Annotated in this window: 13 protein-coding genes and 1 riboswitch; of the genes, 10 read left to right on the top strand and 3 right to left on the bottom strand. The window is 43.9% G+C overall.

The features are described 5' to 3' along the window. Positions 1-94: 94 nt before the first annotated feature. On the bottom strand, positions 95-2,209 hold the full coding sequence (gene thiC, locus QL898_RS06410; RefSeq protein ID WP_290176210.1) for a phosphomethylpyrimidine synthase ThiC: 2,115 nt from the start codon (positions 2,207-2,209) through the stop codon (positions 95-97). A 248-nt stretch (positions 2,210-2,457) separates the two neighbouring features. After that, a riboswitch (TPP riboswitch) is annotated at positions 2,458-2,602 on the bottom strand. Between the two features lie 315 nt (positions 2,603-2,917). On the opposite strand from thiC, the gene pstS reads away from it, so the two are divergent. The 5 genes from pstS (at position 2,918) to phoU (ending at position 8,124) form a co-directional block, all read left to right on the top strand. Continuing rightward, positions 2,918-4,084, top strand: a complete 1,167-nt coding sequence (pstS, locus tag QL898_RS06415) for a phosphate ABC transporter substrate-binding protein PstS (protein ID WP_290176211.1) — start codon at positions 2,918-2,920, stop codon at positions 4,082-4,084. 208 nt (positions 4,085-4,292) lie between these two features. After that, entirely contained in the window at positions 4,293-5,246 is a 954-nt protein-coding gene (gene pstC, locus QL898_RS06420) for a phosphate ABC transporter permease subunit PstC (RefSeq protein WP_102092671.1), read from the top strand. A gap of 61 nt (positions 5,247-5,307) precedes the next feature. Beyond that, positions 5,308-6,213 (top strand): phosphate ABC transporter permease PstA, encoded by a 906-nt coding sequence (pstA, locus tag QL898_RS06425; RefSeq protein ID WP_201547488.1) that lies wholly within the window; start codon positions 5,308-5,310, stop codon positions 6,211-6,213. 250 nt (positions 6,214-6,463) lie between these two features. Next, positions 6,464-7,222: a phosphate ABC transporter ATP-binding protein PstB gene (gene pstB / locus QL898_RS06430; protein WP_290176249.1), complete on the top strand. Its 759-nt coding sequence runs from the start codon at positions 6,464-6,466 to the stop codon at positions 7,220-7,222. Positions 7,223-7,341: 119 nt separating this feature from the next. Continuing rightward, complete coding sequence (phoU, locus tag QL898_RS06435) at positions 7,342-8,124, top strand: phosphate signaling complex protein PhoU (protein ID WP_290176212.1); 783 nt, start codon at positions 7,342-7,344, stop codon at positions 8,122-8,124. A 96-nt stretch (positions 8,125-8,220) separates the two neighbouring features. On the opposite strand, the gene QL898_RS06440 is transcribed toward phoU, so the two are convergent. Beyond that, positions 8,221-8,511 carry an oxidative damage protection protein gene (locus tag QL898_RS06440; RefSeq protein WP_057757820.1) on the bottom strand — a complete coding sequence of 97 codons (291 nt, stop codon included), beginning with the start codon at positions 8,509-8,511 and terminating at the stop codon, positions 8,221-8,223. 315 nt (positions 8,512-8,826) lie between these two features. Next, complete coding sequence (gene argH, locus QL898_RS06445; RefSeq protein WP_290176250.1) at positions 8,827-10,200, bottom strand: argininosuccinate lyase; 1,374 nt, start codon at positions 10,198-10,200, stop codon at positions 8,827-8,829. A 230-nt stretch (positions 10,201-10,430) separates the two neighbouring features. On the opposite strand from argH, the gene QL898_RS06450 reads away from it, so the two are divergent. From QL898_RS06450 to QL898_RS06470, 5 genes are all read left to right on the top strand, one after another. Then, positions 10,431-11,465: a histidine kinase gene (locus tag QL898_RS06450; RefSeq protein WP_290176213.1), complete on the top strand. Its 1,035-nt coding sequence runs from the start codon at positions 10,431-10,433 to the stop codon at positions 11,463-11,465. A 341-nt stretch (positions 11,466-11,806) separates the two neighbouring features. Beyond that, positions 11,807-12,544, top strand: coding sequence for a LytTR family DNA-binding domain-containing protein (locus QL898_RS06455; RefSeq protein WP_102078269.1), 738 nt, complete (start codon positions 11,807-11,809; stop codon positions 12,542-12,544). A 228-nt stretch (positions 12,545-12,772) separates the two neighbouring features. After that, positions 12,773-13,807, top strand: a complete 1,035-nt coding sequence (hemC, locus tag QL898_RS06460; RefSeq protein WP_290176214.1) for a hydroxymethylbilane synthase — start codon at positions 12,773-12,775, stop codon at positions 13,805-13,807. Positions 13,808-13,917: 110 nt separating this feature from the next. Continuing rightward, the gene (locus QL898_RS06465) at positions 13,918-14,916 is read left to right on the top strand and encodes a uroporphyrinogen-III synthase (protein ID WP_290176215.1); all 999 of its coding nucleotides are present in this window, start codon (positions 13,918-13,920) and stop codon (positions 14,914-14,916) included. 60 nt (positions 14,917-14,976) lie between these two features. After that, positions 14,977-16,002: a hypothetical protein gene (locus tag QL898_RS06470; protein ID WP_290176216.1), complete on the top strand. Its 1,026-nt coding sequence runs from the start codon at positions 14,977-14,979 to the stop codon at positions 16,000-16,002. Positions 16,003-16,020 lie beyond the last annotated feature (18 nt).

The raw sequence follows: 16,020 nt of genomic DNA on the forward strand, positions 1-16,020 counted from the left end.
ATGAGTAAATAAGCCAAAAAAAGCCCTACTAGATAAGTGTGCAAATGCTTAAATAGTAGGGCTTTTCTTATTTCAAAAGTATCGGTTATTGACCCTACACCTCTTTATATAGCTGACGTCCTTCGTTGTTATATTTTTTAGTCATCTCCGCCATGCCTTGGCGAATTTCCTCAGCAGTGGCTTCACCAACTTGTCCGACGAGCTCTGTATCTACCTCTTTGATTAGGTGACCAGCATCGGTTAAGTCGCCTGTTTGCGGCGTTACTTTTTGGTTAGCGGCATCTTTATCCAGCCCTGCTGCATATTCACGCACGTTTTGAGTGATTTTCATTGAACAAAACTTAGGGCCGCACATAGAGCAGAAGTGTGCCGATTTGTGTGCGTCTTTTGGCAACGTCTCATCATGATATTCGCGTGCAGTATCAGGATCGAGCGCTAGATTGAACTGATCATCCCAGCGGAATTCAAAACGTGCTTTAGATAGCGCATTGTCACGTGCCTGCGCTCCTGGATGACCTTTAGCAAGGTCAGCAGCGTGCGCAGCGATTTTATAAGTAATAATGCCGTCTTTGACGTCTTTTTTGTTTGGTAGGCCTAAGTGTTCTTTTGGCGTGACATAGCACAGCATCGCTGTACCAAACCATCCAATCATGGCAGCTCCGATGGCGCTAGTGATGTGGTCATAGCCTGGGGCGATATCTGTGGTTAATGGCCCTAAAGTATAGAAAGGCGCGTCAGCACATAGCTCAAGCTGCAAGTCCATGTTTTCTTTGATCCGGTTCATCGCCACGTGTCCAGGGCCTTCGATCATCACCTGTACATCATGCTCCCATGCGACTTTGGTCAATTCACCAAGCGTACGTAGTTCACCGAACTGCGCTTCATCATTGGCATCTTGCAAGCAACCAGGACGTAGGCCATCACCTAGACTAAATGCTACATCGTACTGTTTCATAATCTCGCAGATGTCTTCGAAATGCGTGTATAAAAAGCTTTCTTTGTGATGGGCAAGACACCACTGCGCCATGATAGAGCCGCCGCGTGAGACGATACCTGTCAGACGTTTTGCGGTAAGCGGTACATAGCGTAATAGTACGCCGGCGTGAATAGTAAAGTAATCTACGCCTTGCTCTGCTTGCTCGATCAACGTATCACGGAATATCTCCCACGTAAGGTCTTCAGCGACGCCATCGACTTTTTCTAGTGCTTGATAAATCGGTACCGTACCAATCGGTACAGGAGAGTTACGGATTAGCCATTCACGTGTTTCATGAATATGATTGCCCGTTGATAGATCCATAATGGTATCCGCCCCCCAACGCGTGGCCCACGTCATTTTGGACACTTCTTCATCGATAGACGAACCCAGCGCTGAGTTACCGATATTGGCATTGATTTTCACCAAGAAATTGCGCCCGATGATCATCGGCTCAGATTCAGGGTGGTTGATGTTGTTTGGGATAATAGCGCGTCCAGCCGCTACTTCATCACGGACAAATTCAGGAGTAATGATTTGAGGCGTATTGGCACCGAAGCTCTCGCCATCGTGTTGACGCATATCGGTCAGTTCATGCTGCTTTTGCGTTTCGCGTATGGCGATATATTCCATCTCAGGCGTGATGATGCCACGGCGCGCGTAGTACATTTGCGTGACGTTCTGTCCTGCTTTGGCGCGACGCGGTTTATCAATATGAGCAAATCTAAGATTGGCAGTGCTGATATCGCGGGCACGTGCTTGTCCGTATGAGCTGGATAGGCCGCTTAACTGCTCTGTATCATTGCGTTCTGCGATCCAGTTCTCACGCAGTTTTGGCAATCCACGTGTGAGGTCGATATCGACATTAGGGTCGGTATATACACCTGAGGTGTCATACACATAAAACGGCGGATTATGCTCACCATCTTTATCTCCAGTACCGCCAACAGGTGTATCAGCCAAGCTGATTTCACGCATCGGTACTTGGATGTCAGGTCTTGAGCCTTCGATATAGACTTTTCGTGAGGCAGGTAAGATACGGTGCAAGTCGCGCGCATCTTCTTCGAAACGGGCATCACTTGCGGCACGGTGAGCAGGGGTTTTTAGCGCATCTGCTTTTTTATCTGCTTTGACGTTGGTCGTGTCAGCAGCATTTGAAGCAAGCGTTGAGTTGTCGGCTGGGTTATGCGTTTGGGCTTTCGGTGCAATTGAGGTGGTGTCTGCAGTAGTCATATGCTGTCCTAGCGTGTTGGTTTTTGAATAAAATCAACACCGCCAGTATCTGCGGGGGTAGGCATCCATCATTTAGACAAATTTATATTATGAACCCACAACTTCGACCAAAAAATATCGTCGCGCATGGTGGTCATCAAATATTGGGCGCAGCTTTATATCCTCTCTTCTTATCTGGCTATGCATCACGCATATTAAGACAGTAGTGACGATAAAAATGTATTTCTACGCGCCCTTTGTCATAAATAACAAAGTGCTTAAGACTTCCCTGCGTCGGTACTAACCGCATCAGGTTCGGCGGGTGATCTCTCAGCGAATGTATCAAGGCGACTACTTTAATAAAGCAAGTTTAATAAAGTGAGCCAAAAATACACCGCACCCCGAGTCTGTCAGTGTTGTAAATCAGCCTTCATACTAACAAAATTCTGTACCAACGGCTAATAGTATTTGGATACAAATATTCTGCGTCAAACACACGGTTCAATATTTTCGTGAATAATTTTTCTGAGTGTTAATAGATGAGGATGCTTAGTATTATTAGGCTGTAGGCAAATCACTGTTGGACTGTAGATAAATTATTCAAATATTATGTAAAGCGAATGAAGGATTCTAGAAGTTGTCATTAAACTGTCATAAAGATTTGGCAAGATAACACGCATATCACAAACAATGCTTTTTTATACCGTTGTTAAACTTCAGGAGTCCTACATGCGTTATTCGTTATTAGCAGTGGCCGTCAGTTGTACATTAATGCTTACGGCGTGTAATAAGTCAACAGATACGACGGAGCCAACTGCTGATACTAGCAGTAGCGCTGTGACAACAGCTGAAACAACCTCTCAGACAGCATCTTCTGCTACGTCAGATTTTAAATCTGCTGAAAATATCGCTATGAATATCACAGGTGCAGGTGCGTCGTTCCCGCAGCCTATCTATGCGAAATGGTCATATGACTACAATGCTGCGACCGGCGGCCAAGTCAACTATCAGTCGATTGGTTCATCTGGTGGTATCAAACAAATCCAGTCAAAAACAGTAGATTTTGGTGCTTCTGATGCACCGATGACGCCTGAAGAGTTAGACGAAGCAGGTTTGATTCAGTTCCCAACAGTCATCGGTGGTGTTGTCCCAATCGTCAATATCGACGGTGTGGAGCCTGGTGCACTGAAGCTAGACGGCACAACGCTGGCTGATATCTATTTGGGTAAAATCAGTAACTGGAATGACCCTGCGATTAAGGCGATGAACCCAGATTTGACCTTGCCAGATGCCGCAATCACAACAGTATTCCGCTCAGACGGTTCAGGTACGACGTTTAACTTCACTGACTATCTTGCCAAGGTTTCACCAGACTGGAAAGACACTGTTGGCGTTGATAAAACCGTCAAATGGCCGACTTCTGCTACTGGTGCAGGTGGTAAAGGTAACGAAGGCGTTTCAAGCTACGTAAACCGCATGAAAAACTCTATCGGCTATGTTGAGTATGCTTACGCTAAGCAAAATAAGATGTCACATACTGCGCTGAAAAACGCAGCTGGTAACATCGTACAGCCATCTGCTGAGACGTTTGCTGCAGCAGGTGATATCGACTGGTCACAACAAGAAGGCTTTTATAAAGTCATCACCAACTCTGAAACTGACCAAGCATGGCCTATCGCTGCTGCGACCTTTATCTTGGTACATAAGCAACCAGAAAATCCTCAGCAAGTCGCTGGCGTGTTGAACTTCTTTGACTGGGCTTATACCCAAGGTGATGACAGCGCCATGGAACTAGACTACGTACCATTCTCTGACACGGCAGTGGCCTTGTTCAAAGAGAAGTGGAACGAAGTAAAAGGTAGCGATGGACAGCCTGTCTACAAGCCAGCTCAGTAATTTGTTTCTGCTAAATACTATTTAGCAACTGACAAGTTATCCTCTCGAATAACTATTCTCCGGTAGTTGTTTGAGAGGTTTTAACACAGCAAATTTGATGAATACATCTCGATAAATATGCTTACTCATACCGTTTAAGTTTGTTGTGTTAAGACCTGATATACATCTTTTAATATTTCGATTCATCCCATTCAATGCTGAGACACTTATGACAGACTTAAGGTCCCAACTGGCTAAACAAAAACGTTACGACGCTTTATTTGTCAACTCTACCAAAGCGTTTGCCATACTCGTCCTCCTATCTTTAGGGGGCATTTTGGTGTCTCTAATTGTTGGAGCATGGCCGAGTATTCAAGAGTTTGGTTTGGGATTTTATACCAGCAATAACTGGGATACAGTCGCCAATGAATACGGGGCATTAGCGCCTATTTACGGTACCTTAGTCACGTCATTTATCGCTATTGTTATCGCGGTTCCAGTCAGTTTCGGTATTGCGATATTTTTAACCGAGATGTGCCCTAAGTTCCTCAAAAAACCACTTGGTATTGCCATTGAGTTGTTGGCTGGTATCCCATCTATTATTTATGGCATGTGGGGACTGTTCGTATTTGCGCCATTCTTTGGTGATCACATTCAGCCATGGTTCATTGAGCACGTCGGGCCTTTGCCTATTGTCGGTAAACTGTTTGCAGGTGCGCCTATGGGACTGGGTATGTTTACCGCCTCCCTAGTACTTGCCATTATGATCATACCGTTCATCGCTGCCACCATGCGTGATGTTTTCTCTGTCGTACCAGACTTACTGAAAGAGTCAGCATATGGCATGGGTGCGACGACTTGGGAAGTCATGTTCAAAATTATCCTGCCTTATACCAAAGCTGGTGTCGTTGGTGGTGTAATTTTGGGTCTTGGTCGAGCATTGGGTGAGACGATGGCAGTTACTTTCTTGATTGGTAATGCGTTTAATATCAGTCCAAGCCTATTTACTTCGGGTGTGACGATTACCTCGGCCTTGGCCAATGAGTTTGCTGAAGCGTCTAGTGAGCTACATCTTGCGTCTCTACTACATCTAGGCTTAATCTTATTTGTCATCACCTTCATTGTGCTGTCTTTAGCAAAACTGATGCTCATGCGCATGGATCACAAAGCAGGTAACCGATAAGTCTGTTACCGATTTATTGAACCTTGATAGATATTGATAAAAGATATGGGAAATAAATATTATGCCTGCTAACAATGCGATCAATGCACCACTACCTACTCAGCCAAACGGCGCTACCCGCTACAATCAAAGCCTTTATAACAAGCGTCGTTTGACCAACAAGTTAGGTCTAGGTTTTGCCATGTCAGCGATGGTTTTTGGCTTATTTTGGTTGTCATGGATTTTGGTGACTTTGTTTGTTGAAGGCTTCCAAGGCATGGTGCAGCTACCAATCTTTACTGCTGATACGCCGCCGCCGATGAGTGCAGGCGGCTTACGCAATGCTATCGTTGGTTCGGTCATGTTGGCGTTTTCAGGCTTGTTTATCGGTGCCCCTATTGGTCTTATGACAGGTATTTACTTATCTGAGTTTTCTAAAGGCAGTATGCTGGGCAAAGTCACTCGCTTTTTGAATGATATTCTATTATCAGCGCCATCGATTGTCATCGGTCTATTTATCTATGCACTGATGGTAAAAGGTCAAAGTTTCTCTGGTTGGGCAGGCGCGTTGGCATTGGCATTGATTGTTATTCCAGTGGTCGTACGTACGACAGAAAACATGCTGAACTTGGTACCTAATAGCCTACGCGAAGCGGCCTATGCGCTAGGGACTCCTAAATGGAAACTGGTCACTCAGGTCACTGTGAAAGCTGCGCGCGCGGGACTGACCACAGGTGTGCTATTGGCTTTTGCTCGAATCACTGGTGAGACAGCACCGTTACTATTTACCGCACTTAACAATCAATACTTCAGTACAGATATGGGTCAGCCTATTGCTAACTTACCCAATACCATTTACCAGTTTGCGATGAGTCCTTATGACAACTGGCATACATTGGCTTGGGCGGCAGCATTGCTTATCACTGCGTCTGTCCTAGTGTTGAATATTTTGGCAAGATTTATCGGTGGTAGAGGTCAACCCAAATAAGGGTTGAGAGCAGACCAGACCGTAGTACGCTACACGCTAAGCATTTACTTAAACTTATATGAAATTAATTGAGCTAGGTTGAAATATTATGAATGATGTCCTAAGCAACGTCCGTACGAACACGACTGCTGACAACTTTAATACGGCAACAGGCAGCCTATTAAATAGACCCATGTCTACTAGCGCCCAAGCTCAGCAACCAAACACTGCTGATTTTAATAAACAAACGATTCAAGATATTCCTAAGAATATGCCTGCTGCAAAAATGGAAGTTCGAGATCTAAACTTCTATTACGATGATTTTCAGGCATTAAAAAACATCAATATCGATATCGCTGATAAAAAAGTGACCGCTTTTATTGGTCCTTCAGGTTGTGGTAAGTCTACGCTACTGCGTACCTTCAACCGCATGTACGATCTATATCCAGGTATGCGCGCAGAGGGCAATATCAATTTAGATGGCAAAAACATCTTGGGTAAAGATATCGATGTGAACTTACTGCGTGCACAAGTTGGCATGGTCTTTCAGAAGCCAACGCCGTTCCCAATGTCAATCTATGACAATGTCGCCTTTGGCGTACGACTGTATGAAAAATTAAGCAAAGACGAGCTAGATCATCGTGTCGAGTGGGCACTGAAAAAATCAGCGCTATGGCCAGAAGTTAAAGACAAGCTAAAAGCATCAGGACTGTCGTTATCAGGTGGTCAGCAGCAGCGTCTATGTATCGCACGTAGTGTCGCGACTAAGCCTGAAGTGCTGTTGCTTGATGAACCGACATCAGCCCTGGATCCTATTTCGACGGGTGCTATCGAAGATTTGATCGAAGATCTGAAAAACGACTACACCATCGCTATCGTCACTCACAATATGCAGCAAGCAGCACGCGTATCTGATTATACGGTCTATATGTATCTAGGCGATATGATTGAGATGGGTGAGACCGATCAGATATTTACCAAACCTGCCCAGACCGCGACCGAAGACTATATTACAGGTCGTTATGGCTAACATTGATTGAGATTGGAATCGGTACAAGCAGACAACGCTGATTAGCATGTTATAAGCCGACTTTCTAACTTCACAAGCACACCGCGCTATTAAAATATAGATTCTAGGGAATACCTCTTATGCAAAGTGATAAGCATATCTCCAAAAGTTTTGACCAAGATCTTGATGAAGCCATCCGCTTGTTCTTATATATGGGTGACAGTGCTGCGAACCAAGTAGCCAAAGCCATTCACGCGCTCATCGACAAAGATGAGTCACTGGCGCAAGAAGTCATCGATATGGACTTCGATATCAATCGAATGGAAGTAGAGCTTGATGAGCATATCCTGCTATTAGTGGCAAAACGCCAGCCTGCAGCCGGAGATTTGCGTTTGGTCATGTCTATCAGTAAAGGCGTGGTCGATTTAGAACGTATCGGCGATGAAGCGGTAAAAATTGCGCGAATGGCCAGCAAGATAGCTGCCCAAGGCAAATCCTCTTACGGTTATGCTGAAGTACAGCATTTGAGTAATCAAGTACGGGTGATGCTTAACAATTCGCTAGAAGCGTTTAGCCAATCAAATGCTGAATTGGCGTTTGAAGTCATGCGTAACGACAGTGTGGTCAATAGTGAATACCAAACGGCCATTCGAGCACTGATGACTTATATTATGGAAGACTCTAGACAAGTCTCAAAAGTCATCAATATCATGTGGATTTTACGTTCGCTTGAGCGTATTGGCGATCATGCTCAAAACGTTGCCGAACTTGTCATCAACTATATCAGTGGCCAAGACGTGCGTCACTCTGACTACTCAATGGTCGAAAAAGCAGTACAAGAGGCCAATGATCGCTTAGCCGCTCGTCAAGTAAGCACATTGCCAGCCAGTGAGCTTGAAACGTCAGATAGTGATGAAGGCTGATAAGAAGGATTATAATTTTTACCTTACAATAAAAAACGCGCTATAGTAAGCGCGTTTTTTTATGGCTATTAAACCAAAATTATCAAATCAAAACGATTAACTTTCAGGCGTCCAACCTTGCGCGCGTTCGTAGTCTTCATTATCTAAAAACTTATCACGCTGCTCGGTCAAGAATTTTTTGGCAGCAGGGTCCATCATGCTTAGATGATTCTCATTAATGAGCATAGTTTGATGCTCAAGCCATTCTTTCCACGCCTTTTCAGATACGGTCTCTTGCAACTCTTGACCTTTTTTATTAGGGAAGGGTGGATGCGGCATCTTTGGTAAATCTTGTTTATATTTACGACAAAACACAGTATTTGCTTGAGGGTTAAAAGTCTCAGTCATAAGGCATTCCTTATTCATTATATTAAGTGGTTAAATCAAATATCATATGAGTCTATGATAACGGTCTTGGTAGATTTAGCAAAGGGTACTAATGTATATCTTCAAGCCTCTATCCATTTGTTAAAAGTCTTTGGTAGTTGGTACATGACAATTACTATCTACGTTTGACCTTTTTATTTAGGTTTTCAAAGCTAGTGATATTTTGATAATGACATTGGCTAAACCGGTAAAGGTCATAGGACAAATAAAAACACCCGCATAGATAGCGGGTGTTAAATTTATATTAGCAGGTTAGCTTTTATTCAAAAGTACTGATTAGGCAAAAGCTTTTAAGCGAGCACGTCCATTGACCACTGCTTGCTTGACTTGGTTTGGCGCAGTGCCACCTAAATGGTCACGAGCTGCTAATGAGCCTTCTAGCGTTAGATAGTCGAAGACATCTTCACCGATGGCATCGCTAAATTGCTGTAGCTGTGCCAATGACAAATCACTTAGATCAACACCTTCTTTGATGCCCAAAGCAACAGCATTACCAACGACTTCATGCGCGTCACGGAATGCCACGCCTTGACGTACTAGGTAATCTGCCAAGTCAGTCGCAGTTGCATAGCCTTTCATCGTAGCGGCACGCATGCTTTCTTTGTTTGGTGTGATGTTTGGTAGCATATCAGCAAATGCTAATAATGAACCTGTCAACGTATCGACACAATCAAATAAAGGTTCTTTGTCTTCTTGATTGTCTTTGTTGTAGGCGAGCGGCTGGCTCTTCATTAGGCTAAGCAAAGTCATCAACTGACCAAAGACACGTGCCGCTTTGCCGCGTACCAACTCAGGTACGTCAGGATTTTTCTTTTGCGGCATGATCGATGAGCCCGTACAGAAGCGATCTGGTATCTGCACGAAATTAAATTGTGCTGACATCCAAAGAATAATCTCTTCGCTCATGCGTGACATATGCATCATCAGGATCGATGCTGCTGAAGTGAACTCAATCGCAAAGTCGCGGTCTGAAACAGCATCAAGTGAGTTTTGGCAAATACCTTCAAAACCTAGCAATTCAGCAGTGATGGTACGATCGATTGGGAAAGTTGTACCAGCAAGCGCTGCACTACCAAGTGGCATCTGGTTGATACGGCGGCGTGCATCGACAAGACGCTCAGTATCGCGATACAACATCTCAAACCATGCCATCACGTGATGCCCAAAGCTAACAGGCTGTGCTGTTTGCAAATGAGTAAAGCCTGGCATGATAGTATCAGTATGTTGCTCAGCCAAATCAAGTAAACCACTTTGCAAACGTACTAATAACTCAATGATATTATCAGTCTCTTCGCGCAACCATAGGCGAATGTCTGTGGCTACCTGATCATTACGGCTACGTCCAGTATGTAGCTTTTTACCAACGGCACCTATGATGTCAGTCAAACGTGACTCGACGTTCATATGCACGTCTTCAAGGGCGATCGACCAGTTAAACTCACCCGCTTCAATCTCACGCAATACTTGCTGCAGGCCATCGATAATGGTGGCAACTTCATCAGCAGTTAAAATGTTACATTCTTTTAGCATCGTTGCATGCGCAATCGAGCCTTGAATATCGTGACGAGCAAAGCGTTGGTCAAAGCCTACAGAGGCAGTAAAGGCGGCAACGAAGCTATCTGTCGCTTCACTGAAGCGCCCGCCCCACATTTGTTGGCCTTGGCTACTAGCAGGCGCAGTCTGCGTTGTGGTACTTGTTGTAGGAACATCTGTGCTAAAATCAGAGTCAGATGAACTTTTACTTGATTCAGGATTACTAGGTTTTGAAGAATTGGCGTTCATATCGGTACAAGACAAGTCAAAAGAATAAGAACTCGAGTATAGCAAATGATGAGGTTGCCTTACTAGCTACACGCTTAGAGTTTTTTATTCCTAAACTCATGGAAATCATGAGGCCTTGGCAGTGGCTGACATATATCTTTTTTTGGTCATTGTTTTTGACGGTGATTGAGCGCCATGGTCTATCAGGCTGGTCTGATTTTATTATCAAGCTTTTTTCTCGCGTGATACAAAATGCACTGACGGTTATTCCCGCACTATATTTGGTCGATTATTTGCGTCCTGTCTTCAAAAACGCGAGCATTCCTAGTGTGAGTGTGCGTATTGTCATGCTCATGATGTTTTCCGCCACGGTCTCTATGGTGTTGGTGGTTTTGGTCATGATCAATCTAGGGTGGATGGAGTACAACCGTCAAGCTTTTGTTATTAATTTGATGTTCAATACAGTACTTACTGGCGGTTTTACCGCTGTGTTCTTATTGTATTTTTTGCGTAGCCATCGTGAACTGAATGCGCTCAAGGTATCTTTTGAGTATAAGTTGACCGCGCAAAATGATTTGATTAAAGCTCGTACCGCCCCGCATTTTTTCTTCAACACGATCAACACACTTATATCACTAATTGAATCAAACCCGCCAAAAGCTGCTGACTTATTACAACATGTCTCTGCATTATTCCGCGCTAGTTTTAGTGGTACACGCGAGATTAGCTTTGAAGAAGAAGTTGATCTTTGTGAGCATTATTTGGCAATCGAATCTAGTCGTTTAGCAGACAAGCTCGAAGTCAATTGGAAGTTACCTGAAGAAGATATCATGTATGACATGGTTATCACTGCGCTGACGCTACAAAGCGTGCTAGAAAAAATACTGCTCAATGTGGTAGAGATGACCACAGAAACTATATGCATCAATATCGAAGTCACGTGGGAACAACATCGAGTCAAAATTATGATTGATGTTGCACTTCCCAAAAAGACATTGATCATCAACCACGACTTGCGCCAACATATGAATTTCTATATTCAAGCTGATCGTTTGCGCGCCCATTTTGGACAAAGTGCTGATATCCAAAGCTCGGTAGCCAGTACTCAAATTATCACTATCATCGACTATCCTTTACAAGACGTGGGTTTATAACCTGCTGTTATTTATTAATTTCCTCTCTTTTTCAATGCTTAAAAACCTATGTGGCATACTTATTGCATCACCATGTATAGGTATCATATTCCGTGTTTGATATTTGTGTTTGATAAATAATGATTACGAATCAGTAATATCATAACTGCCGTGAAACACAATTACACCATATAAAATCTACCGATAGCAGGAGTATATTGTCCGCTATAAAAACTGGTAGTTTTTGTCAGAATTTTATTAAATAATTTAGACTTTAGATTCTACGTGATTGATAATGAGTGCTAATATAGCTGTAATGCTATTGAAACAAATATTAAGTATGTCCTTGGATGGGAGTTTGCATGCGTATCGTAGTTTGTGATGATGAGCCCTTAGCGCGTGAGCGCTTGGTGAGAATTGTACAAGAGTCAGGCCATGAGGTAGTTGCTCAGGCCACAACAGGTGCAGAAGCCATCGTCGCTGTAAAAACCCAGCAGCCAGATATCATATTATTAGATATCCGAATGCCTGAGATGGACGGAGTGCGCTGTGCTCAAGAGCTTGCCAAACTTGAGCATCCACCAGCGATTATATTTGTGACGGCATACGACCATTATGCGATCGCAGCGTTAAAAGCCAATGCAATTGGCTACTTGTTGAAACCTGCAAACAAAGATGAGCTACTAGAGGCATTAAACAAAGCAAAGAACCTAAATGCTGCTCAACTAAATGAAATTCGCAAGCTTGAAGACCCGACAGCACGTCCGATACGTGAACATATCGCTGCTCGTACGCATCGCGGTGTTGAACTGATTAAGCTAAAAGATATCTACTATTTTGCAGCAGATCAAAAATACGTCAAAGTGCGTCACAAAGATGGCATGGTATTGATTGATGAAACGCTAAAAGAGTTAGAGCAAGAGTTTGATGATCGTCTGTTCCGAGTACATCGCAATGCCATCATCAACCTTAGTTATTTGGACTTTTTAGAAACTTTGGATGCAGGCCAGTATCAGATACGATTTAAAGGTATTGATGAGACGCTAGCGGTCAGTCGTCGCCACTTACCTGCCCTACGTGATAAAATCCAAAGCATGTAATAGGCTGTCCTGATAGCGACCAATCATTCCATATCATCAAACCCTTATTTATGCTTAAATAGGGGTATTTTTTTGCGTCAGCATCTACTATTAATCATTTGAGTCGCCTATGCTTTGGCAAATCTGCCCTATCGAGTAATATCGATATTATTCAGTACAAAGGTGAACAGTACTGATATAGGGACTAAAGCCATTATAGTATTAGTATCGAACTTATTGAGGTCCTTTATGAGCAATCCGCAGCAACCTGTTTTGACTACTTTAAATATCGCTACACGTCAAAGTCCTTTAGCCTTGTGGCAGGCTGAGCATATTCGTGATCGTTTATTGGCGCTGTATCCTAATCTGACGATTAACTTACTAAAAATTGTCACTAAGGGTGACAAGATTTTGGATACACCTTTGGCCAAAATCGGTGGCAAAGGATTGTTTGTAAAAGAGCTTGAGCAAGCGCTGTATGATAAGCAAGCCGATATTGCAGTGCACTCGCTAAAAGATGTACCCATGCAGCTTCCCGAAGGCCTCACATTAGGCGTCTACTGTAAACGCGCATCACCAACAGATGCCTTTGTCTCAAACACTTATAATAGTATTGATGAGCTACCGCAAGGTGCAGTCGTTGGAACATCAAGTTTACGTCGTCAATGCCAGATCAAAGCCTATCGTCCTGACCTGCAAATAAAAACCTTGCGCGGCAATGTTGGCACTCGTTTGGGCAAGTTAGATGCTGGTGAATACGATGCCATTATTTTAGCGACCAGCGGCTTGCAACGTATTGAGCTAAACGCGAGAATACGCGGTGAGCTTGATATCGCAGCTTGCTTGCCTGCAGTTGGGCAAGGTGCCTTAGCAATTGAATGCCGTGAAGGCGATGAAGAAGTACTAAGATTACTTGCACCACTCAATGATGATAAAGCTCGTATTCGGCTTATCGCTGAGCGTGCTCTGAACCGTCATTTAGAGGGCGGCTGCCAAGTACCGATCGCCGCTTATGCAGTTCTGCAGACAGCTGGAGAAACCAGTGTTAATAATGACAACAATGGTGATAATGGCAATAACGACAGCGGGAATGTGCTGTGGCTACGCGGTCGAGTGGGTCAGGCCGATGGTAGCGAGTTGTTGAAAGCGGACAAACGAGCTACGTTGGTTGGGACACAAGCTGAGCAAGAAGCCCAAGCCAATCAATTAGGTATCGATGTCGCAGAAATGCTGCTTGCTGATGGCGCAGGCGCTATTTTGTCAGCCATTTATCAGCCTGAGTAGTACAAGTACAGTCGCTATAGGTTTGATCAACCGTAAGATAGGCTGATCTAAGCATCAGCCACTCTTGTATGCTTAAGCCTTTTTCATTCGCTTTTTGTCATGGTATATCGATGTCATCAATGCCAATTCAATCTACATACACCATTTCTCTTAAGAATTATGCTAATGAGAAGTCAAACGTAATGCCGCAAATTGTCATCAATACTCGCCCAGTAGAGCGAGCAGCACCGTTGACTCAGTATTTACAAGCGGCAGGATTGACAGTGATTGAGATGCCAATGTTGACACTACGACCACGTCCAACAACTGATCTAGATATTGCATTAATGCATCAGTGGCTGGCGGGGGGCTACAAAGCGCTTGTTATTGTCAGTCCAACTGCTGCCGCTTCAGGGCTAGCCGTTTGGCAATCACTTGAAAATGAATATAAAGATTGCGAATACAAAACGACAGACATTTATGCACAGAGTTTACTAGAGGGGTTATCCCTACCTAGTCCTCTGGTTGCGGTTGGTGAAGCAACGGCGGCAGAGTTCAGTCAGGTGCGTATAAACACAACAAACTATCAAATACTTCAGCCTAAGACGGCCAATAACGAAGGCATGCTAGCAATGCCTGAAATTGATAGCTTACAAGCAGGCGATAAATTGCTGATATGGCGCGGGCTTGGTGGACGACGATTATTAGTTGATACATTGCAGGCGCGCGGTGTACATATCGATAGTATTGCTTGGTACGAGCGTGCGATGCCTATCGAGGCATTGGCTCATTATCAGCAGTGGCAACAAGCATTTCTTACTCATAGTATTGCGTCAGATATTGCCCTACCAAAGCAGCCAAAGCCAATTGTCGTCATCAGCAGTGCGGCAGCTTTTGAGCATTGGTCAAGTATTGTCAATGACAGCCAATCAAAGACGGTCGACAAAGGGCAAGATTCTGATGCAGTGGCTAATACAGCACAGCGGCTATCGCTTACGTTAAAAGATTTCTCCTACGTTGTGTTGGGTGAGCGTCTGGCCAATATGGTTGCCGCACAGCAGTTGAGCTACTGGCGAGTAGAGGACTTATCGCCAGATACGATTCTCTCAGCCATTCATTCTAAAATATAATACTTTAAACTTCTCATTTGCTTTAAACATGTTTATCTATACCAATAACGGTACTGCCTTATGTCAATGAATTCTGAGTCCTTATCTAAGGATCCTTCTACTGTTCAGCAGCGCCGGCAAGCAAATATTTTGCTGCTACGGATGCAATGGCTGGTTATCTTATTACTGATCGCTGCATTATTGTGGCTATATATTAGTCAGCAGCGCTTTCAGCATAGTGTCAACGATCGTTTGCAGAGTAATGAGCAAGTAATCAGTCGATTAAACGAAATGGACGATCGTCTATTTGCCATGAGTCAGCAGACGCTGCCAGAGCCTAGAGTTAAGGCCAGTAGCCAAGCGCAGAATCAGTTGGACCTGTTGCGTATCCAAATCAAAGCTGCTGATAGACTGTTGGCAGATAGTAATGACAGTGCGGCGATTGAGTTATTGCGAGGTCTACATTGGCAGTTGTCGCAAAGCAGTAATGAGATTGCGCCTGCGTTAACCATCGTTATTAAGCAAAGTTTGCTCAAAGATATTGAGCGTCTGCAGGCCCAAAGCTCGCAGCCAAGCCCGTGGCAAATACAAAATCTGGCGATTCAAAACATTCAGGAATTTTTGCACAGTCATGAGCGTCTTGGTAGCTACGAAGGTACGGATCTACAGCGTCGAGAGCTAGTAGATGCAGCTACTGAAAATAAACAGCAGCTCAAAGCGAATGATACTTCAGCGACTAGTGATACAAATTTAACGCGTCGTCAGCTCACTATCCATGAAGTCATCATGACGTTGAATCTAGCAAGCCAAGCCAGCAATATGCGTAAGCAAGATCAACTTGTCAGCTATTTGACGCAAGCACGCAAACAATTAAAAACGTTGGTGCCTAAGGCCTCAACTAGCGATAATAAAAAGTCAGCACAAGCTGGTGCGATTGGCATTGTACAAGCAGATAAAAAACCAATCGATGGTCAAAGTAATCTTGAGACAATGAAAGCACCGAGTGACATACCAGAAGTAATTGTATGGCTAAATCAGTTGATTGCTCATGCACCAAAACCAACGCCATTATTGACGACAGAAATTTTGGATAAGCCGCAACGCTAACGAGAGTTAGTCACAATA

It is taken from the genome of Psychrobacter sp. APC 3279, from assembly GCF_030407795.1.
Taxonomy (GTDB): Bacteria; Pseudomonadota; Gammaproteobacteria; order Pseudomonadales; family Moraxellaceae; genus Psychrobacter.

Coding starts and splice junctions, on each gene's coding strand:
- pstB (WP_290176249.1), top strand. CDS start 6,464: ATGCCTGCTGCAAAAATGGAAGTTCGAGATCTAAACTTCTATTACGAT.
- argH (WP_290176250.1), bottom strand. CDS start 10,200: ATGTGGGGCGGGCGCTTCAGTGAAGCGACAGATAGCTTCGTTGCCGCC.
- hemC (WP_290176214.1), top strand. CDS start 12,773: ATGAGCAATCCGCAGCAACCTGTTTTGACTACTTTAAATATCGCTACA.
- QL898_RS06440 (WP_057757820.1), bottom strand. CDS start 8,511: ATGACTGAGACTTTTAACCCTCAAGCAAATACTGTGTTTTGTCGTAAA.
- pstC (WP_102092671.1), top strand. CDS start 4,293: ATGACAGACTTAAGGTCCCAACTGGCTAAACAAAAACGTTACGACGCT.
- QL898_RS06450 (WP_290176213.1), top strand. CDS start 10,431: ATGGAAATCATGAGGCCTTGGCAGTGGCTGACATATATCTTTTTTTGG.
- QL898_RS06465 (WP_290176215.1), top strand. CDS start 13,918: ATGTCATCAATGCCAATTCAATCTACATACACCATTTCTCTTAAGAAT.
- QL898_RS06455 (WP_102078269.1), top strand. CDS start 11,807: ATGCGTATCGTAGTTTGTGATGATGAGCCCTTAGCGCGTGAGCGCTTG.
- phoU (WP_290176212.1), top strand. CDS start 7,342: ATGCAAAGTGATAAGCATATCTCCAAAAGTTTTGACCAAGATCTTGAT.
- pstA (WP_201547488.1), top strand. CDS start 5,308: ATGCCTGCTAACAATGCGATCAATGCACCACTACCTACTCAGCCAAAC.
- pstS (WP_290176211.1), top strand. CDS start 2,918: ATGCGTTATTCGTTATTAGCAGTGGCCGTCAGTTGTACATTAATGCTT.
- thiC (WP_290176210.1), bottom strand. CDS start 2,209: ATGACTACTGCAGACACCACCTCAATTGCACCGAAAGCCCAAACGCAT.
- QL898_RS06470 (WP_290176216.1), top strand. CDS start 14,977: ATGTCAATGAATTCTGAGTCCTTATCTAAGGATCCTTCTACTGTTCAG.